This window comes from Burkholderia sp. BCC0044, assembly GCF_902832955.1.
Lineage (GTDB): Bacteria > Pseudomonadota > Gammaproteobacteria > Burkholderiales > Burkholderiaceae > Burkholderia.
Map to the genome: position 1 here is coordinate 1,144,756 of NZ_CADFDO010000001.1, position 18,471 is coordinate 1,163,226.

Below are 18,471 nucleotides of genomic sequence, written 5' to 3' on the forward strand. Positions count from 1 at the left end.
ACGCCTTCATGCGTGCGCTTCGCAGTGACGGCAGAAGATCAGCGCGCGCGATCGCGACACGGCCGCCTGCGCACCGCGCGCCGCGACGATCATCCCGACCTGGCCGAGATTGAAATCGCGCTCGACCATCAGCTGCGTGAGCCCGGCAAGCGCCAACACGACGGACGGGTGGTACAGGCTCGATTCGATCAGCGCTTTCATCATCGGCTCCATCTGGCAATGCGTGATTTGATGGAGTGAATTCTAGGGATCGGTCGCCGCCGGATAAACAGTGCGAATGCGAAGTCACTTGTCAGCCGCCGAGAACAATCGGCAGCGGCTTGCCGGACAAGGGCGAGCGGCGCCCGACATCGGTATACGAGCGCCCGGCGGGTCGCTTCGAAGCCGGGGGCCGGTTCACGCCAATGACGGGCTTGCGCCGGCCCTAGGCGAGCGGCGTGTCGACGAAGGCCGGCAGCGCTTCCGCCCGCGCCGAATGCGCGGCGAGCGCCGGATAACGGGCCGGATCGATCCGCGCCAGCACCGGGTAGTCGGCCGCCATGAACTGCGTGAAGCGCCACGCCACCGCGACCGTCACGTCCGACTGCAGCAGCCGCGCGCCGCCGAACCAGCCGTGGGTGGCCGCGACCAGCGGCTCCAGTGCGCCGTATGCGCCTTCGAGCTGGCTCAGCACGCGTTCGAGCCACGGTTCGTGCTGCTTGTCCGACGGCCGCAGCGCCTGCTCGTAGACGAACTGCACGGTTTTCTCGGCGGCGGCCAGCGCGAACCCGATCGGCACCAGCGCGCGCAGCCGCGCATCGACGGCGTCGGGCAGCAGGCGCCGCGCCGGCGCGGCCAGGTGGTCGAGATAGTCGACGATCAGCGACGAATCGATCAGCGTCGCGCCGCCGTCGGTCACGAGCGTCGGCGCCTTGACGGCCGGGTTGACCGTCCTGAACTGGTCGATATGACGAAACACCGAGATCGACTCGTGTTCGAACGGCAGGTCGAGCAGCTTCGCCGAAATGGCGACGCGGCGCACGAACGGGGAATCCAGCATACCGATCAGCTTCATCGCGAACGCTCCGCTTCGAGGGAATGGGATCGACGACTGTAGCAGCGGTGCGCGGCAGCGCCTAGTGTGCCCGTATGCTCGACACGCATCCGCCGGCCGCTGATCGGGCTCGCACTACCCGTCCCCTGTGACCATAATGCAAGTTCACGCTCCTTCCGCCCCAGGGTCCGCCATGTGGTATGCCGTCGTCGAGCAGCAGCGGGAATGGATGCGCGCATGGCGCGCGGCGACGCGATACGCGTTCGACGCATGGCCCGCGGCGTCGCTGCCGCATGCCGCGTCGTCGTGCTACGACGACCTGTTCGAACCGCTGCTCGGCCCGCAAGCCGCGCCGCCCGGCTTCGACGTCGCGTGGCCCGACGTCGGCGAGCAGGTCGTCGCGCACACGCCGTTTTGCGACTTGCGGCGCTTCGCGCACGCCGACGCGCGCCGCACGGTGCTGCTGTGCGCGCCGCTCGTCGGGCACGCGGCCGTGATGATGCGGGAAACCGCCGAAACCCTGCTCGCCGACGGCGACGTCTGCGTGACCGACTGGCGCAATGCGCGCGACGTGCCGCTCGCGGCAGGCCGTTTCGGGCTCGACGAGTACGTCGCGATGCTCGACGGCTTCGTCGACGCCCTCCAGCACGACGGGCGGCCGCTGCACGTCGTCACCGTGTGCCAGGCGACCGTGCCGGCGCTCGGCGCTCTCGCGCTGCGGGCCGCGCGCGGCCTCGCGCCGCCCGCGAGCATCACGCTGATCGGCGGCCCGCTCGACGCGCGGCTGAACCCGAGCGCGCTCGGCGCCGCGGCCGCCGCCCATTCGCTCGACTGGTGCCGGCGCCACCTGATCGACATCGTGCCGCCCGGTTTCGCGGGCCATGGCCGCCACGTGTTTCCGACCTATCTGCAACAGGGCGAGATCGCGCTCCTGTATCCGCAACGCTTCCTGACGCTGATCGAGACCTACGCGCTGGCCGCTTCCCGCTTCGACATGGCCGGGCTCGCCGACGCTCGGCGGGCGCTGCGCGAATACACGGCGCTGCTCGACATGCCGGCCGACTATTTTCTCGACACGGTCGACGTCGTGTTCCAGCGCATGCTGCTCGCCACCGGCGCGTGGCGCGTGCGCGGCCGGCGCGTCGAACCGGCCGCGCTGCGCGACGTCGTGCTGCTGACCGTCGAAGGCGCCCGCGACACGGTCACCGGCGCCGGCCAGACGCATGCGGCGCTCGACCTGTGCAGCAGCCTCTCGGCCGGCGAGCGCCATCGCGTCGACGTCGACGATTGCGATCACTACGGGCTGTTTACGGGGCCACGCTGGCACGGCAACGTCCATCCGGCGATGCAGCGCGTGTTCGCGCTGGCGGAAGCCGGCCGACCGCGCCCGCGCCGGAACCGTCGGACGTGACGACGCGTCAGGGCCGCGCCGCGTCGAGCAACGCGCGCACTTCGTCGTCGCTCGTCTGCTCGAAGTGCGCGTAGAACTGGCTGATCCCGAAGAAGCGCGCCGGCTGCGACACCGTGACGAATGCGTCGGCCAGGCCGTCGAACGCATGCGCGGTGGCCGTCGGCGCGACCGGCACCGCCGCGACGATGCGCGCCGGGTGGCGCTCGCGCAGCGCCTGCAGCGCGACGCGCATCGATGCGCCGGTCGCGACACCGTCGTCGACGACGATCGCGATGCGTCCGTCCACCGCCAGCGGCGGCGCTGCGCCGCGGTACAGCGCCTCGCGACGATGCAATTCGGCCGTCTCGCGCGCGATCACGTCGGCGAGTTGTGCATCGGATACGTCCATCGCGCGGATCACCGAGCGTTGCAGATGGGTCGCGCCGCCCGTCGCGATCGCGCCCATCGCGAGCTCCGGGTCGAACGGCACGCCGAGCTTGCGCACGACCAGCACGTCGAGCGGCGCGCGCAGCGCTCGCGCGACCGGATACGCGACAGGCACGCCGCCGCGCGGCAGCGCGAGCACGACGACATCGGTTCGCCCCGCGTATTCGCGCAACGCGTCGGCCAGTTGGCGACCGGCATCGGCACGATCGGCAAAACTGCTTTCGATCACGATCGACTCCCTGCCGTTGCGCCGATGCGCGAAAGCCGCGCCGGCGCCTTTCAACGAGGATGGTTCATCGGTCGCGCCGATGCAAGCAGGGTCACACCGGCGCGCGACGCGCCGCGGGAAAGGGTCAGAGGCCGCTCGCCTGCCGGTACAGCCGCCAGAACGACTGCGCGTAGGATTGCGCGAGTTCGGGCGCGCGCCGGAACACGTTCACCGTGTCGGCGTGCTCGGCCGCGCCGTCGGACAGCGTCGTCAGCGCGACGCTGTCGTCGACGATCACGAAGCGCGACGCGGGGCCGCCGTGCCGCGAATCGATCGCGACGTCGACACCGGCGGATTTCAGATAGCCGGCGCCACTGTACCGTCCCGCGCGCGGCGAGCGCACCAGCACGACGCGCACCTCGATCCCGCGCGAGCGCGCCGCCCGCAGCGCGCTCGCGACCGCCGGCGGCACCTGCGTATAGCCGGCCAGCAGCACGCGGCGCTGCGCCTGTTCGATCAGATCGACGGTCGCGTCGGCCGCCGCGTTGTCATACGAAAAATACGTGCCGACCGATGCGGCGTCGGACGGAATCTGGCTGGCGTGGACGCTCGTCGCGCAGCAGAACGCGGCGAGGAGGAAGGCGGCTGGTCTCATGGCGGGCGCCATTGTAGCGACGCCATTTCGCGTGACAAGAGGCGGCTGCGACGCTGCTGCGCCGGCGCAACACACAGTGGGAAACAGGTGCCCGGCCGCTGTGTTTCAAGCCGGGTTTCAACCCGTCGATCAGCCGGCCGCGACGCGTGCGAGCCAGCTCGTCACCCCATCGACGGAACGGAAATCCGCGAGGCTGCGCGCCGGCAACGCGGGATACGCGCCGCCGGCCATCTCGGCCAGCGCGCGCCCCGGACCGAGTTCGAGAAACGCGGTCGCGCCCGCCTCCACGCATGCGGCAAGACAACTCGCCCACTCGACCGGCTCCGCGATCTGCCGCGCGAGCTTGTCGAGGCCCGCGTCGACATCGAGCACCGACGCGCCGTCGATCCCCGAAAACAGCCGTGTGCCGGGCAATGGCCGGCGCACGCGCGTCGCGGCCAGCGTCGTGCGGAAGGCCGGCACGGCCGCCGCGAGCCGGCGCGTGTGCGACGCGATCCGCACGCAGACGGGCGCGACGCGCAACGCGCCGGCGCGCGCCGCGTCGTCGGCCACGGCATCGACATCGGCGTGCCGCCCCGCGACCACGAACGCATCGCCGGGGTTCGCGATCGCGATGGCCGCATCGCGACCGTCGCAGAGCTGCGCCAGTTGCGCGCGCGTCAGGCCGCGCACGAACACCATCCGCTCGTCGCCGCCGCTCGCGGCATCCATCGCGCATGCACGCGCATCGGCCAGGTCGAGCGCGTCTTGCGGCTCGATCATCCCCGCGACGCTCCACGCGCCGACTTCGCCGACGCTGTAGCCGGCGACGCAGCGCCGGCGCGGCCACACCGCGTCGAGCAGCGCGGCCGCCGCGAGCGCCTGGACCGTGCAGAGAATCTGCGCGGCGCGGTTTTCACGCAGCGCGTCGGGGCCGGCCTGCCTGACCCACGTGCGCGGATCGTCGCCGAGCAGCCGGCCCGCATGCGCGAACAGTGCGTCGGCCTGCGGCGCCGATCCGGTCAGGTCGAACATGTCCGCGCGCTGCGCGCCTTGCCCCGAGCACAGGATCGCCAGCGTCATCGCGCGCGTCCTTCGGCTTCGAGCGCATCGACGAACACGCTCATCGCGAGCAGGTCGGCCGCGCCGCCCGGGCTCAGCCGGCGCGCGACGAACGCACGATGCGCGGCCGCCGCGCGCAGCCGCCAGTCGGGCGCACGCACGCCGCCGCGCGCGACGAATGCACGGGCGGTCGCGCGGGCGAAATCGAGGCCGTCCTGGCCGCCGCGGTGCAGCAGATTCGTGTCGTCGAGCACGGCGATCAGCGCGAAGCACGCGGCGACGCGCGCGGCTTCCGGGTCGCCCGGCAGGTCGCGCTGCGCGCGGCGCAACGCGGGCAATCCGATCGCGTACACGGTCGGGAAACCGTCGGCCGCCTCGCGACGCGCGCCGCCGACACCGTAACGGCGGCTCGCGCGCTCGCCGTGGCTGTCCGGCAAACGCGGACCGCCAAGGATATCGGTGCCCCAGCGGCGCGATACGAACGCACCGAGCGTCGTCCCGGCCGGCACGGCGCCCGGTATCGCGCGCCGGCCGGCGGCCGCGCACAGCAGCCCGAGCCCGAAGATCGCGCCGCGATGCGTATTGACGCCGCCGGTCGCGGCGAGCATCGCGTGCTCGGCACGCAGGCCGATCTTGCGCAGCACGGCCATGTCGGCGTCGCGCGCGCCCGCGTCGGCGAGTTCCGCGAAGTACGGCCGCAGCACGGCGGCGCTGCGCGCGAACGTCGTCGCATCCATGTCCGCGTGACTGCCGGTGTCGACGTGACTGACGAGGCCCGGCTTCGGATAAGTGTCGATCTCGAGCACGAGGCTGCGCTCGGCCAGCCCGGCGATGCGCTCGGCCTCGGACGGCGCCGCGACGCGGCAGGCAGCCCCACCGTTCATCGCGTGCCTCCGGTGAATGCGTCGGCGCGCATCAATTCGACGGCCATCGCGGTCTTCACCGCGACTTCGGGCAACCGCGCGTGCAGTTCGCGCCAGTTGACGCCCGCGCCGTCATCGCGCAGCAGTTCGCCGTCGATACGCATCGGCGCGCGCGCGTCGATCGCCGCGAGACCGTCGAGCAGCGGCGCGAGCGACGCGGCGTCCGGCAGCGGAAACACGATGTCGAGATCGGACGATGCGCTCAGGTAAGGCTCGCCCGTCAGCGCCTGCCAGGCGAGGCTGCCGAACACGCCGCCCTGCACGCCGCAGCGCGCGCCGAGCGCATCGAGCTCGCGCAACGACGCATGCCATGCCGCAGGCGCGGCGGCGAGTACGTCCGCCAATGCCGGCAGCGGGCCGACCGTCGCGAGCGCGTCGGCGGCCACGTTCAGCGCGATGCGCCGCTTGCCCGCCGACGGCGGCAGCGGCAGGCCGAGCGGCACGCGGCCGGCATCGGCTTCATCCGGTGACGCGCGACGCACGATCAGCGGCCGGCCGCGTTCGGGCCAAGCGCGCACGAGCGGATCGCCCGCGAGCGCGGGGTCGCGCGCGAAGGCCGCGCCCCACCCGGCCGCCGTCAGCGTGACGAGCGTGTGGCGGCGCAGCGGCAGCTCAGCGTGCGGCACGCGCGAGTGCCTCGACGCGGGCGGCGACGTCGGTCGCGACCGGCCGGCCGCGCGCCGCGCGCCGGTCGACGCGCTCGGCCGTCTTGCCGAGCCATTCGCCGACCTGCGCGTCGAGCGCGCGCGACGGATCGAGCACGGCGTCGACGGCGCCCATCTTCACGAGGTTGTCGAGCCCCGGCGCGAACACCGGTGTCGAACGCGCCATCTCCTTCAGCACGTCGATCGGCAGCTTGGTCACGCGCGACATCGACGGCAGGTCCATCACCTCGGGGTCCGCACCCGGCACCGCAAGCAGCGTGCGCGTCGCGAGCGCGGTCGCGATGAACGCGCCGGCGGCCGTGTGGCCGTACAGCACGCCGATCGTCCGGTGTCCGGCGAGATCCGCATGCATCAGGCACTTCGCGAGATGCGACAGCCCTTCGTTCAGGCCGAGCAATTCGTCGCGCTTGCTCATCCGCTGGCTGTCGCTGTCGACCAGCGCGACGATCGGCGTGTCGCCGCCGCGCGCGATCGTGTCGAGCACGTGCGCTGCGAGCGTCAGCGCCTCGTCGATGCCGAACGGCAAGCGCTCGGTCACGCCGATCACGTCGACGCGCGTGCGGGCCAGTTCCGCGTGGCCCGTCAGCAGGCCGCCATTGCGCGCAATCGAATGGCCTTTGGGGAACAGCGAGGTCAGTACTTCATCGAGCGTCATGCTGCGGCTCCTGTAACTGGTCGGCGAGCTTGGCGAATTCATCGTCGGGCATACCGGGAATCGCTTCCGGCTTGTCCGCGCCGAGCGCACGCCACACGTCGAGCGCATCCTTGCAGCCGCCGAACCGTTCGACCCGCGCTTCGAGACGCGCCTGTTCCTCGCGCAGCATCGCCGCATCGAACGTCGGCGCGCGGCCGATCAGGTCGAGGGCCGCCGCGCGGAACGCGGCCGGCGTATCGGCCACGTAACGATCGGCGCCGCCGATCAACCGCCGGTGCTTGCCGCCCATCGTGCGCCAGATCAGCGCGCGATCCTTCGAGTCGAATTCCTCGACGCCGCGATTGGTCTCGATCACTTCGGGGCCCGACACGCTGATGCGCCCCTGCTCCGACACCGCGAGCGCCGAACAGCACGCGGCCAGCAACCCGCCGCCGCCGTAGCAGCCCGCGCGCCCGCCGATCAGCCCGATCACCGGCACGCCGGCCGCACGCGCTTCGACCAGCGCGCGCATGATCTCCGCGATCGCGAGCTCGCCCGCGTTCGCTTCCTGCAGCCGCACGCCGCCCGTATCGAACAGGATCAGCACCGGCTTGCCGACGTCGCGCGCGGCGCGCAGCAGCCCCGTGAGCTTCGCGCCGTGCACCTCGCCGAACGCACCGCCCATGAAGCGGCCCTCCTGTGCGGCGACGAACACCGGCTGGCCGTCGAGCCGGCCGTGGCCGACCACCATCCCGTCGTCGAACTGCTGCGGCAGCGCGAACAGCGGCAGGTGCGGGCTCGTCACGCGTTCGGCCGGCCCGAGGAATTCCGTGAAGCTGCCCGCGTCGAGCAGCCCGTCGATGCGCTGCCGCGCCGATGCTTCGTACCAGCTCGCCGCGTTCGCGACGAACGCGGGGGCGTCATGGATGTGACGAATATCGCTCATCATGCGTCCCCCTCGATCGCGCGCACGGCTTGCGCGAGCCGCAGCGACACCATGTCGGGCCGCGCGCCGCCGTCGTTGATCGACAGCTTCAGGCCGCCCGGCGTGCGCCGTTCGACGAAATCCGACACGACCGCCTGCCACACCGCGCCGAAACCGACGGCCGCGGTGCGGATGTCGATCTCGCATTCGTTGCCCGGCAGCACGCGCTCGACGAGCACCTCGAGATTGCCGGACGCGACCACGCCGACGAGCGCCGCGGCCTGCTCGCCCTTCGCGCGTTCGCGCGCGGTGAAGCGATAGTTCAACTGTTCCATGCCCTCTTCCTCACCAGTTGCGGAACCGGGCCGGCGGCGCATAGAGCCCGCCCGACCAGTGCACGAGATCCTTGATCGAACGCGCGGCGAGCCAGCGGCGATCGGCGTCGAGCGGATCGATGCCGAGATCCTCCGGGCGGCGGATCACGCCGCGCTCGCGCAGCCGCTCGACCATCCTCTTGTCGCGGCCGCGGCCGACGTCCGTATAGCCGGCGACGCCGCGGATCGCGTGCTCGCGTTCGTCCTTGTCGCGGCACATCAGCAGGTTCGCGATCCCCTCCTCGGTGACGATGTGCGTGACGTCGTCGCCGTAGACCATGATCGGCGCGAGGTCGAGCTGCAGCTTGTCGGCGAGCTTCAGCGCGTCGAGCTTCTCGACGAACATCGGCACGTTCTTGTCGCCGAACGTCTCGCCGATCTGCACGACCAGCTTGCGGCCGCGCCGCAGCGCCGCCGGCGTGTCGGGGTCGGCTTCCGCGCCGGCCTTCAGCCACGGCTCGCTCGGATGGCGCCGCCCGCGCGCGTCGCTGCCCATGTTCGGCGCGCCGCCGAAGCCGGCGATGCGCTCGGCGGTGACCGTCGACGAATGGCCGGACAGGTCGATCTGCAGCGTCGAGCCGATGAACATGTCGCACGCATAGAGGCCGGCCGTCTGGCAGAACGCGCGGTTCGAACGCAGCGACCCGTCGGGGCCCGTGAACCACACGTCGGAGCGCGCGCGGATGTAGTCGTCCATCCCGACTTCCGAGCCGAAGCAATGGACCTGCTCGACCCAGCCCGATTCGATCGCGGGAATCAGCGTCGGGTGCGGATTGAGCGCCCAGTGCGTGCAGACCTTGCCCTTCAGCCCGAGCTTCGCGCCGTAGGTCGGCAGCAGCAGTTCGATCGCGGCCGTGTTGAAGCCGATCCCGTGGTTCAGGCGCTTGATCCCGTACGGCTCGTAGATGCCCTTGATCGCGAGCATCGCGGTGAGAATCTGCGTTTCGGTGATCGCGGCCGGATCGCGCGTGAACAGCGGCTCGACGTAGAACGGCCGGCCGGCCTCGACGACGAAATGCACGCGGTCGCCGGGGATGTCGACGCGCGGCACCTTGTCGACGATGCGGTCGACCTGCGCGATCACGATGCCGTCCTTGAACGCGGTGGCTTCGACGACGGTCGGCGTGTCCTCCGTGTTCGGGCCGGTGTACAGATTGCCGTCGCGATCGGCGCTCACGGCCGCGATCAGCGCGACCTGCGGCGTGAGGTCGATGAAGTAACGGGCGAACAGTTCGAGATAGGTATGCACCGCGCCAAGCGCGATCTTGCCGCCGAACAGCAGCTTCGCGATGCGCTGCGACTGCGGGCCCGAATACGCGAAGTCGAGGCGCTTCGCGATGCCGCGCTCGAACACGTCGAGATGCTCGGGCAGCACGACGCCCGACTGCACCATGTGCAGGTCGTGGATCTTCGCGCTGTCGACGTCGGCGAGTGCGGTGGCGAGCAGATCGGCCTGCTTCTGGTTGTCGCCTTCGAGGCACACGCGATCGCCGGGCCGCAGCACCGCTTCGAGCAACGCGACGGTGTCGCGCGCGTCGACCCGCTTGCCCTGCGCGTAAGCCGCGCCGGCCGCGAGGCGTGCATCGCGCGCCTGCCGCGCGTGATTCCATCCGGTCATGAACAGTTCTCCGCTTCGAGGGTTCAGCGGCATTCTAAGCCTGGCGCCGCCGCCGATTGATGATGTTGCAGAATGCGACTCAGAGGACGCCGCGATGGATGCGGCCCGCCTGCGGGCCGCGTCGCATGGCCCTACGCGCCGACCAGCGCGCGCGTCGTGAAGAACAGCAGCGACGGCCCGAGCAGACAGCCGACGCCGGTATGGAACGTCGCGACCAGCGCGCCGTACGGCACGAGCCGGCGGTCGGTCGCGGCGAGCCCCGCACTCACGCCGCTGACGGTGCCGGCCAGCCCGCCGAAGATCATCGCGGAGCGCGGCGTTTTCAGGCCCATGAAGTTGGCCGCGACCGGCGTGCCGACCATCACGATGATCGCCTTCACGAGCCCCGTCGCGATGCTGAGCGCGATCACGTCGGAGCTCGCGCCGATCGCCGCGCCCGTGACGGGCCCGACGATATAGGTGACGGCGCCCGCGCCGATCGTCGTCATGCTGACCGCGTCGGTATAGCCGAACGCGCGCGCGACGCACGCGCCGACGATGAACGGCAGCACGGTGCCGAGCAGCAGCGACACGACGCCGACGAGCCCGGCCTTGCGCGCCTCGGTCGGCTGCACTTCGAACGCGGTCGCGACGATCGCGAAATCGCGCAGCATCGCGCCGCCCATCAGGCCGATGCCGGCGAACAGCTTGACGTCGGCGAGCCCCTTCTCGCCGCCGGTGAACGCGCCGCCGACGTAGGCGAGCACGAGGCCGATGACGATCGCGATCGCCGAGCCGTGCACGCGGCCGAAGGTGAGCTTGCGCGACGCGATCGACGACAGCCACATGATCAGGCCGACCAGCGCGAACGACGCGACGAGCCCGTTGTGGGCGACGGTTTTTTCGAGCATCTGCAGCATGGCGGCCTCCGTTATTGTTCTTCGAATTGCGGCACGCCCGCGAAGGCCGTGTCGTCGCGCCCCGTGCGCGCGAGTACCGCGATGCAGCATGCGCAGATCGCGACCGCGCCGACGGCGGCCAGCAGCGCGACCGGCCCGCCCTTGAGCGCGGCGACGACGTTCTGGTTCGCGGCCATCGCGACGACGACCGGGATATACATCGCGCCCCAGAAACCGACGCCCGCCTCGGTCTCCTTCGGCAGCCAGCCGCGCCGGTGCAGCCACAGGCGCAGGCAGATCAGCAGCAGCATCGCGATGCCGACGCCGCCGACGTTGGTCTTCACGCCGATCGCACTGCCGAGCAGGTCGCCGAGAAACAGTCCGGCCAGGTGGCAGAACGCCAGCAGCGCGGTTCCGTAGATGATCATGAGTCGTCTCCAGTCTCTTCGTGACGGGCGCCTGACGCGCGCGGGAGTCAGGCCCGCACGCCGATCCCGGGCGGACTGTCTGTCTCCTGCGGCGGGGCGCCGCGGCCCGGCGGCTCGTCGTGCGAGCGCGTTCTCGGGGTCGATGGGATGACGCGGGTTCGGGCCGGACGCCGGATGGCTTAGACTGACCGATGCAGCCGGCGGCGCGACACGGGCTACGCGTCCGGTGCCCCCCGTTGGCGGAGGCCGCACTGGCGCGTGATCCGATACTAGCGCCGCAAAATCCGGCCATTTATGAAGTTGTCGAAACCGATTCAGTGGATTTAGCAATGCGTCCGTTACCGCCCGAGTTGCTGCGCAGCTTCGTCGCCGTCGCCCAGTCCGGCAGCTTCACCGCCGCGTCCGAGCGCGTGAACCTGTCGCAGTCGACCGTCAGCCAGCATATCCGCCGCCTCGAGGAGCTGCTCGACCGGCCGCTGTTCGAGCGCGACACGCGCAACGTGCACCTGTCGCAGCACGGCGACGCGCTGTTCCGCTACGCGGTGCGCATCCTCGAACTGATGGACGAGGCCGTCACGTCGGTCTGCGGGCCGCCGCTGTCGGGCAAGGTGCGGCTCGCGATGTCGGAGGATTTCGCGTCGGCGCACCTGACGGCCGCGCTCGCGAGCTTCGTGCAGCGCAACCCGGACGTCGAGCTCGCGATCTCGACCGGGCTGTCGGGCGACCTGTTCGACGCGCTCGACGAGGGCCGGCACGATCTCGTGTTCGCGAAGCGCATCGCCGGCAGCCGGCGCGGCCGCGTGATCCGCAGCGAACCGCTGTACTGGTGCACCGGCCCCGATTCGCGGATCACCGGCCACGAAGCCGTGCTGCCGCTCGCGATGCATCCGGAGCCGAGCGTGTCGCGCCGCCGCGTGCTCGAATCGCTCGAAGCCGTCGGGCGGCCGTACCGGATCGCCGTCGTGAGCAGCAGCATCGCGGTGCTGCGGGCGGCCGCGAGCGCGGGGCTCGGCGTCAGCGCGTTCGCCGGCTACGTGATCCCGGCCGGGCTCGCGCGGCTCGACGCGGGGCTGCCGGAACTCGGCGAACTCGAATACGTGATCGACCGCCCGGCGGCCGCGTCGCGCTCGACGCTCGCGCTCGAAGCCACGCTGATCACGGCGGCGGCCCAGTTGTAACGGCACGGCGCGCACCGCACGCGGGCGCGGTGGTACCCGCACCCGCACCTGACAGCTTTGCCCGGAACGCGTCATCGTCCGCGCAGCACCCGCTCGCGACAATGGGGCCCATCCGAACGCACCGCGCATCGCCGCGCGCGTCCGGTACCCGTCCCCTTGATCGGAGCCCGCCATGAAGAACGTCCTGCGATTCGCCGTCGCGACCGCTGCAGCCGCGCTACTGTCCCCCGCCTTTGCCCAGACCGACGATGCGTCGGCTCCCGCACAGGGCCTGACACGCGCGGAAGTCATCGACCAGCTCAAGCAAGCCTATCTCGACGGCCAACTGCCGACCAACGACGGCAACTACCCGCCGGACGCCGCGACGCGTGCCCGCAACCGCGAACTCGTGCAGGCCGCGAGCCCGGCGTGGCTGGCCCACGTGCCGCCGGCCAGCCAGGCGACGTCGCAGCAATGACCGGCGCCGCCGCGCCGGCACGACCGGATCAGGATCAGGGCAGGAAGCTGCGGCGCCGCGCGTCGATCAATTCGACGAGCAGCCGATCGCGCTCGGCCGCCAGTTCCTGCATCGAGCGCTCGCCCTGGATCGCGCGCAACTCGTCGGTCAGCTTGCGATCGACTTCCGGATCGAACGACGGCGTGCCGAGGTCGTCCCACCAGCTCGTGATCGGCCCCGACAGGTGTTCGAGGAAATGCGCGATCCCGCCCGCGCCGCCGCCGAGGTGATAGGTCAGGCACTGCCCCATCAGCCCCCAGCGCAGGCCGGGCCCCCACGCGACCGCCTTGTCCGCATCGGCGACGCTCACGACGCCTTCGCCGACGAGGTGATACACCTCGCGGAACAACGCGGCCGCGAGCCGGTTCGCGACGTGGCCGGTCATCTCCTTGTTCAGCACGATCGTCTGCTTGCCGAGCGCATCGTAGAACTGCTTCACGCGTGCGATCACGTCCTGGCCGGTCGCATCGCCGCCGACCAGCTCGACGAGCGGGATCAGGTGCGGCGGATTGAACGGATGCGCGATCAGGCAGCGTTCCGGATGCTTCGCGCATGCGGTCTGGATCTCGGACATCTTCAGGCCCGACGAGCTCGACGCGATCGGCACGTGCGCGGGCAGCACGTCGTCCATCTGGCGATAGAGCGCGCGCTTCAGGTCGAGTCGCTCCGGGCCGTTCTCCTGCACGAAGTCGACGCCGTCCAGCGCGCGCACGAGATCGGCGTCGAACGACAGTCGCGCGGCAAGCTCGGCAGCCCGCTCGCCGAGAAACGCGGCCAGCGCGTCACGCAGCCGCGCGTCGGCTTGCGGCGCCGGGTCGGTCGCGACGACGTCGAAGCCCTGCATCAGGTAGAAAGCGGCCCAGCTCGCGCCGATCACGCCGGCGCCGACGATCGCGATACGTCGAATGTCCATGGTTGTCCCGTGTGGTTGGTCTGCGGATATGCCGCGGCGATTGTCGCATCGAATCCCGCACGCGGGCGTCGACGCGGATTGCAAATTCCCTCTTGAAATGCGTGATGGCGGCCACTAATTAAGCGTCGTCGGGCAGTGCCGCATGCAACGCACCGCCCCCGTTATCGACCCCGTGGAGCCACCCGTCGCGCCCGCCGCAGGCGTCGCGCCGTCACGTCTCCCGCGTTCCCTGTTCAGGAGGACCAACATGAGCGGTATCCATCACGGCTACGACTTGTTCGACGAATTCGCCCGCGTGCAGCGGCAGATGGCGAGCCTGCTCGGCGAGCGCCCGTCCGGCATCCGTGCGGGGCGCGCCGGCGCGTTTCCCGCACTCAACGTCGGCGCCACCGACGATGCGATCGAGATCGTCGCGTTCGCGCCCGGCATGGCCGCGGCCGACTTCGACGTGTCGATCGACAAGGATCTGCTGACGATCAGCGGCGAGCGCAAACCGACGCCGCGCACCGACGGCGACGACGTGCGCGCGTATGCGCAGGAGCGCTTTCACGGCGCGTTCCGCCGCGTGGTCGAACTGCCGCGCGACGCGGACCCCGACCAGGTCAGCGCCCGCTACGAAAACGGCTGCCTGCTGATTCGCGTCGGCCGGCGCGAGGCCTCGAAGCCGCGTGCGATCACCATTCAGTAACCTTCAGGATACCGACATGAACACGAATCCGACCCTGGCCGAACGCCACCCGAGCACCGTTCACGCTGCCGCCGCCGAAGCCGCGCGCCGGCCCGCGATCACCCCGTCCGTCGACATCGTCGAGGACGCGCGCGGCGTCACGCTGCGGGCCGACCTGCCCGGCGTGCCGCGCGACAATCTCGATGTGAAGGTGCACGACAACACGCTGACGATCGAAGCCTCGACGCACATCGACACGCCGGCCGACCTGCGCGTGCGGCACGCGGAAATCCGTTCGACGCGCTATGCACGGTCGTTCGTGCTGAGCGCCGATCTCGATACGTCGCGGATCGATGCGAACCTGCGCGACGGCGTGCTGACGCTGACGATTCCGCGCCGCGAGGAAACGCGCCCGCGCCGCATCGACGTGACGGCCGGCAATGCGTAACGGTCGACGCGTGTCCTGACGCGACGCGCATGAAAAAGCCCCGTCCCGGCGCGATGCCGGGCGGGGCTTTTTTGCATCGAACCGCGCGCGCTCAGGCACGCGGACGGCCGCTTCAATCGAAATCGAACAGGTCGAACACCGACTTCTTGCGACGCCGGCCGTCGTGCCGGTCACGCGCGTCGTGTGAGCGGCCGTCGCGACCCCAGCCGTCGTCGCGGCCGCGCGGCGCGTGCGGATCGTGCGGCGCCGGCGCGGCGTCGCGGCGCGCCGGCGCGTCACCGGTTTCGCGGGCGATCAGCTTGTCGAGTTCGCCGCGATCGAGCCACACGCCGCGACAGGTCGGACAGTAGTCGATCTCGATCGACTGGCGCTCGGCCATCAGCAGGTCGGGCGTCTTGCAGACAGGACATTTCATCGCGCTTCTCCTTTCCGTGCGAATTTCATCCGGATTCCGTATGAGGTGCGCGAGCCGGCCGCCGCGGCGGCCGGCATCACGCGTGCCGCGTCAGTCGCGCGCGCCGTGCGCCGCCCGCTTCGCCTTCGCGCGCCGCGCCAGCATGTTCATGCCCTCGACGAACGCCGAGAACGCCATCGCCGCGTAGATATAGCCCTTCGGCACGTGCGAACCGAACCCTTCGGCGATCAGCGTCATGCCGATCACGACCAGGAACGACAGCGCGAGCATCACGATCGTCGGGTTGCGGTCGATGAAGCGCGCGAGCGGCTGCGCGGCGAACAGCATCACGGACACGGCGACGATCACGGCGACGAACATGATCGGGACGTGCTCGGTCATGCCGATCGCGGTCACGATGCTGTCGATCGAGAACACGATGTCGAGCATCACGATCTGGCCGATCGCGGCCCACATCGTCAGGCCGGCCGCGCCGGCGGCCCCGCCCGCGCCGTCGCCGTCGTGCGACACGTGGTGATGGATCTCGGTGGTCGCCTTCCACACGAGGAACAGGCCGCCCGACAGCAGGATCATGTCGCGCCACGAGAACGCATGGTCGAACAGCGTGAACACGGGTTCGGTCAGGCTCGCGATCCACGCGACGCTGCCGAGCAGCGCGAGGCGCATCACCAGCGCGAGCGCGATGCCGAGGCGCTGCGTGCGGGCGCGCTGCGCTTCGGGCAGCTTGTTGCTGAGGATCGAGATGAAGATCAGGTTGTCGATGCCGAGCACGACTTCCATCACGACGAGCGTCAGGAGCGCGGCCCACACGGCGGGGTCGGCGGCAAGCGTCAGCAGGTAGTCCATGGGATGGGCCGATACGAAAGTGGAAAGCCCGATGATAGGCGGTTCCGCACTTCGAAAAAATCAGCGAGAATCTGACTTTAGGTTCGGTTTTTCCGATATATCGCACTCCGATGCTGAATTTTCGCCATCTGTACTATTTCTGGGTCGTCGTGAAGGAAGGCGGCTTCGCGCGGGCGGCCGAGCGGCTCGACATGGCCGTGCAGACGATCAGCGCGCAGGTGCGCGAGCTGGAGAAATCGCTCGGGCACCAGTTGCTGCGCCCGGCCGGGCGCGGCGTCGCGATGACCGACGCCGGGCAGGCCGCCTTTGCACGCGCGGAAATCATCTTCGAGATGGGGCGACAGATCCCCGACGACGTGCGCGCGGCGGCCAGCCAGCCGACCGTGCGGCTCGCGGTCGGCCTCGCGGACGGCATCTCCAAGCTCGCCGCGCACGCGATCCTGGCCCCGGTGCTCGACACGCCCACGCTGCGGCTGCTGTGCCACGAGGGCGAGCACGACGCGCTGCTCGCGGAACTCGCGCTGCATCACCTGGATCTCGTGCTGGCCGGCCAGGGCGCGCCGTCCGGGTCGAACCTGCGCGTGACGAGCGAGCGGCTCGTCGCGTCGCCGGTCGACTGGTACGGGCCCGCGGCGCTCGTCACGCCGGCCGCGCGGCAGCGCTTTCCGCAGTGCCTGGCCGACCTGCCGGTGCTGCTGCCGACCGCGCATTCGGCGCTGCGCGCGCGTCTCGACCGCTGGCTGGAAAGCGAGCGGATCGTGCCGCGCGTGGCCGGCGAGTTCGAGGACAGCGCGCTGATGGCCGTGTTCGCGGCGCGCGGCCTCGGCGTATTTCCGCTGAGCGAACTCGGCGCGAACGATGCGTCGCTGTTGCGCGGGCTCAGGCGGCTCGGGCGGGCGGGCGACGTGACCGAGGAGATCCACGCGATCCGCTCGCGGCGCGGCGAACATCATCCGCTGACGTCGCAATTGCTGGCCGCGGCGCGCGGCGCGCCGGCCGACTGAAGCGAGCGCGACATCAAACGAAACTATAATGTCGCCCCGGCCATACGAGATGTGCGCGCGCGCCCATCCGGGCACCTCCCTTGCGCCGCCGCTCGCCGAGCCTTCTGAAAGACGCCATGCACAACCGATTTCGCCTGTTTTCCGTTTCGTGCGCGCTCGCGGTCGCGACCGTGCTGGCGGCATGCTCGTCGCCGCCCAAGCCGATCTACCAGCAGGAACAGTTCGACGCGACCAGCAGCCCGTATGCGCATACGTTCCACTCGAAATCCGACGCGGCCTGCGAGGCCGCGCGGCGCGCGCTGCTGAGCCAGGGCTACGTGGTGTCGTCGTCGCGCAACGACGCGGTCGACGGCAGCAAGAATTTCCAGCCGAGCAACGACATGCACGTCGTGATCGAGTTTCACGTCGTGTGCGCGGACGCGACGGCGGACGGCGCGTCGAGCATCGCGTACGTGAACGCCGTGCAGGACCGCTATACGCTGAAGAAATCGAATACGTCCGCCAGCGTGGGCTTGAGCGTGTTCGGCTCGCTGTCGCTGCCGATCGGGTCGAGCGACGACGCGCTCGTCAAGACCGCGAGCGAGACGATTCCCGCCGGCGTGTTCTATGAGCGCTTCTTCACGCTCGTCGACCATTTCCTGAAGATCGACCCGGCGCGCCGCGACCGCGCAACCGTGAAGGCCGCCGAGAAGGAGCCCGTCGCTCCGCTGCCCGAACCCGCGCCGACGCCGCAGGGCGAACCGCTGAAGATGACGACGCCGATCGTGCCGACGCCGCCGGCCGCGCCGGTGCCGCTTTCGGCGCCGGGTGTCGCGCCCGGGTCGGGCGCGAATGCCGTGCCGGCCGCGGCCTCGGCCGTCGCCGCGCCGGCCGCGATGCGCGCTGCCGCGCCGACGGCGGCGTCCGGGTCGGGGGCGGTTTCGGGCGCGGCACCTGGGGCGGCGTCTGCACCTGCACCGGCTTCGGCGGGCAGCCCGGCGCCTGCGTCGGCGCCTGCTCCCGCTTCGGCGCCTAAGCCGGTTTCCGGTCCGGCAACCGCGCCGGCGCCTTCGTCGACCTCCGGTTCGACGGCCGCACCGGTTTCCGCGCCCGCGCCCACGTCTGCTTCGGCTCCGGCAGCAGCGCCGGCCACCGCCACGCCGTCATCCGCCGCGCCCTCGTCAGCAGCATCGACGCCCGCATCGGCATCGGCGCCGTCGAGCGCATCGCCTGCGCCGGCTACAGCCAACCCGGTCGCATCCTCCACGCCGTCCGGCGCGAGCGCACCCACCGCCGCGAACTGATC

Annotated in this window: 23 protein-coding genes; 7 read left to right on the plus strand and 16 right to left on the minus strand. The window is 70.7% G+C overall.

The window, feature by feature from the left end; translation table 11 throughout:
- Nucleotides 1–6: 6 nt before the first annotated feature.
- Together HWX14_RS05035 and HWX14_RS05040 are read right to left on the minus strand one after the other, a co-directional pair.
- Entirely contained in the window at nt 7–204 is a 198-nt protein-coding gene (locus HWX14_RS05035; RefSeq protein ID WP_050015242.1) for a hypothetical protein, read from the minus strand.
- Between the two features lie 220 nt (nt 205–424).
- Complete coding sequence (locus HWX14_RS05040) at nt 425–1,054, minus strand: glutathione S-transferase (RefSeq protein ID WP_175881793.1); 630 nt, start codon at nt 1,052–1,054, stop codon at nt 425–427.
- 172 nt (nt 1,055–1,226) lie between these two features.
- Between HWX14_RS05040 and HWX14_RS05045 the strand changes: the two genes are divergently transcribed.
- Nucleotides 1,227–2,444 (plus strand): polyhydroxyalkanoate depolymerase, encoded by a 1,218-nt coding sequence (locus HWX14_RS05045; RefSeq protein ID WP_175881794.1) that lies wholly within the window; start codon nt 1,227–1,229, stop codon nt 2,442–2,444.
- 7 nt (nt 2,445–2,451) lie between these two features.
- Here the strand turns inward: HWX14_RS05045 and HWX14_RS05050 are convergent, their stop codons facing one another.
- From HWX14_RS05050 to madL, 11 genes are all read right to left on the minus strand, one after another.
- The gene (locus HWX14_RS05050; protein WP_175881795.1) at nt 2,452–3,099 is read right to left on the minus strand and encodes a phosphoribosyltransferase; all 648 of its coding nucleotides are present in this window, start codon (nt 3,097–3,099) and stop codon (nt 2,452–2,454) included.
- Between the two features lie 124 nt (nt 3,100–3,223).
- Nucleotides 3,224–3,745: a phospholipase D-like domain-containing protein gene (locus HWX14_RS05055; RefSeq protein ID WP_175881796.1), complete on the minus strand. Its 522-nt coding sequence runs from the start codon at nt 3,743–3,745 to the stop codon at nt 3,224–3,226.
- Nucleotides 3,746–3,862: 117 nt separating this feature from the next.
- The gene (gene mdcH, locus HWX14_RS05060) at nt 3,863–4,795 is read right to left on the minus strand and encodes a malonate decarboxylase subunit epsilon (protein ID WP_175881797.1); all 933 of its coding nucleotides are present in this window, start codon (nt 4,793–4,795) and stop codon (nt 3,863–3,865) included.
- Complete coding sequence (gene mdcB, locus HWX14_RS05065; protein WP_175881798.1) at nt 4,792–5,658, minus strand: triphosphoribosyl-dephospho-CoA synthase MdcB; 867 nt, start codon at nt 5,656–5,658, stop codon at nt 4,792–4,794. Before mdcB ends, mdcH begins: the two co-directional genes overlap by 4 nt.
- A complete protein-coding gene (mdcG, locus tag HWX14_RS05070; protein ID WP_175881799.1) occupies nt 5,655–6,323 on the minus strand; it encodes a malonate decarboxylase holo-[acyl-carrier-protein] synthase in 669 nt (222 codons plus the stop codon). The genes mdcB and mdcG overlap by 4 nt, the downstream gene beginning before the upstream one ends.
- Entirely contained in the window at nt 6,310–7,017 is a 708-nt protein-coding gene (gene mdcE / locus HWX14_RS05075; RefSeq protein WP_175881800.1) for a biotin-independent malonate decarboxylase subunit gamma, read from the minus strand. The genes mdcG and mdcE overlap by 14 nt, the downstream gene beginning before the upstream one ends.
- Complete coding sequence (locus tag HWX14_RS05080; protein ID WP_175881801.1) at nt 7,004–7,945, minus strand: biotin-independent malonate decarboxylase subunit beta; 942 nt, start codon at nt 7,943–7,945, stop codon at nt 7,004–7,006. The genes mdcE and HWX14_RS05080 overlap by 14 nt, the downstream gene beginning before the upstream one ends.
- Nucleotides 7,942–8,256 carry a malonate decarboxylase acyl carrier protein gene (gene mdcC / locus HWX14_RS05085; RefSeq protein WP_006485317.1) on the minus strand — a complete coding sequence of 105 codons (315 nt, stop codon included), beginning with the start codon at nt 8,254–8,256 and terminating at the stop codon, nt 7,942–7,944. The genes HWX14_RS05080 and mdcC overlap by 4 nt, the downstream gene beginning before the upstream one ends.
- 10 nt (nt 8,257–8,266) lie before the next feature.
- Nucleotides 8,267–9,913 carry a malonate decarboxylase subunit alpha gene (gene mdcA / locus HWX14_RS05090; protein ID WP_126360661.1) on the minus strand — a complete coding sequence of 549 codons (1,647 nt, stop codon included), beginning with the start codon at nt 9,911–9,913 and terminating at the stop codon, nt 8,267–8,269.
- Nucleotides 9,914–10,044: 131 nt separating this feature from the next.
- The gene (madM, locus tag HWX14_RS05095) at nt 10,045–10,812 is read right to left on the minus strand and encodes a malonate transporter subunit MadM (RefSeq protein WP_027808885.1); all 768 of its coding nucleotides are present in this window, start codon (nt 10,810–10,812) and stop codon (nt 10,045–10,047) included.
- An 11-nt stretch (nt 10,813–10,823) separates the two neighbouring features.
- Entirely contained in the window at nt 10,824–11,219 is a 396-nt protein-coding gene (gene madL / locus HWX14_RS05100; RefSeq protein ID WP_006485307.1) for a malonate transporter subunit MadL, read from the minus strand.
- A gap of 329 nt (nt 11,220–11,548) precedes the next feature.
- Between madL and HWX14_RS05105 the strand changes: the two genes are divergently transcribed.
- Nucleotides 11,549–12,397, plus strand: coding sequence for a LysR substrate-binding domain-containing protein (locus tag HWX14_RS05105; protein WP_124594917.1), 849 nt, complete (start codon nt 11,549–11,551; stop codon nt 12,395–12,397).
- Between the two features lie 172 nt (nt 12,398–12,569).
- Nucleotides 12,570–12,854 (plus strand): DUF4148 domain-containing protein, encoded by a 285-nt coding sequence (locus HWX14_RS05110; RefSeq protein WP_175881802.1) that lies wholly within the window; start codon nt 12,570–12,572, stop codon nt 12,852–12,854.
- A 34-nt stretch (nt 12,855–12,888) separates the two neighbouring features.
- Here the strand turns inward: HWX14_RS05110 and HWX14_RS05115 are convergent, their stop codons facing one another.
- Nucleotides 12,889–13,806 (minus strand): 3-hydroxyacyl-CoA dehydrogenase NAD-binding domain-containing protein, encoded by a 918-nt coding sequence (locus HWX14_RS05115; RefSeq protein ID WP_175881803.1) that lies wholly within the window; start codon nt 13,804–13,806, stop codon nt 12,889–12,891.
- Between the two features lie 247 nt (nt 13,807–14,053).
- Between HWX14_RS05115 and HWX14_RS05120 the strand changes: the two genes are divergently transcribed.
- Entirely contained in the window at nt 14,054–14,494 is a 441-nt protein-coding gene (locus HWX14_RS05120; protein WP_175881804.1) for an Hsp20/alpha crystallin family protein, read from the plus strand.
- A gap of 16 nt (nt 14,495–14,510) precedes the next feature.
- Entirely contained in the window at nt 14,511–14,921 is a 411-nt protein-coding gene (locus HWX14_RS05125) for an Hsp20/alpha crystallin family protein (RefSeq protein ID WP_175881805.1), read from the plus strand.
- Between the two features lie 112 nt (nt 14,922–15,033).
- Here HWX14_RS05125 and HWX14_RS05130 read toward each other — a convergent pair whose 3' ends face one another.
- Together HWX14_RS05130 and HWX14_RS05135 are read right to left on the minus strand one after the other, a co-directional pair.
- The gene (locus tag HWX14_RS05130; RefSeq protein ID WP_175881806.1) at nt 15,034–15,336 is read right to left on the minus strand and encodes a zf-TFIIB domain-containing protein; all 303 of its coding nucleotides are present in this window, start codon (nt 15,334–15,336) and stop codon (nt 15,034–15,036) included.
- A 90-nt stretch (nt 15,337–15,426) separates the two neighbouring features.
- Entirely contained in the window at nt 15,427–16,182 is a 756-nt protein-coding gene (locus HWX14_RS05135) for a TerC family protein (protein ID WP_175881807.1), read from the minus strand.
- A gap of 110 nt (nt 16,183–16,292) precedes the next feature.
- Between HWX14_RS05135 and HWX14_RS05140 the strand changes: the two genes are divergently transcribed.
- Together HWX14_RS05140 and HWX14_RS05145 are read left to right on the plus strand one after the other, a co-directional pair.
- Nucleotides 16,293–17,186 (plus strand): LysR family transcriptional regulator, encoded by an 894-nt coding sequence (locus HWX14_RS05140; protein ID WP_175881808.1) that lies wholly within the window; start codon nt 16,293–16,295, stop codon nt 17,184–17,186.
- A 116-nt stretch (nt 17,187–17,302) separates the two neighbouring features.
- Nucleotides 17,303–18,469, plus strand: a complete 1,167-nt coding sequence (locus HWX14_RS05145; protein ID WP_175881809.1) for a DUF2242 domain-containing protein — start codon at nt 17,303–17,305, stop codon at nt 18,467–18,469.
- The last annotated feature ends 2 nt before the right edge of the window (nt 18,470–18,471 follow it).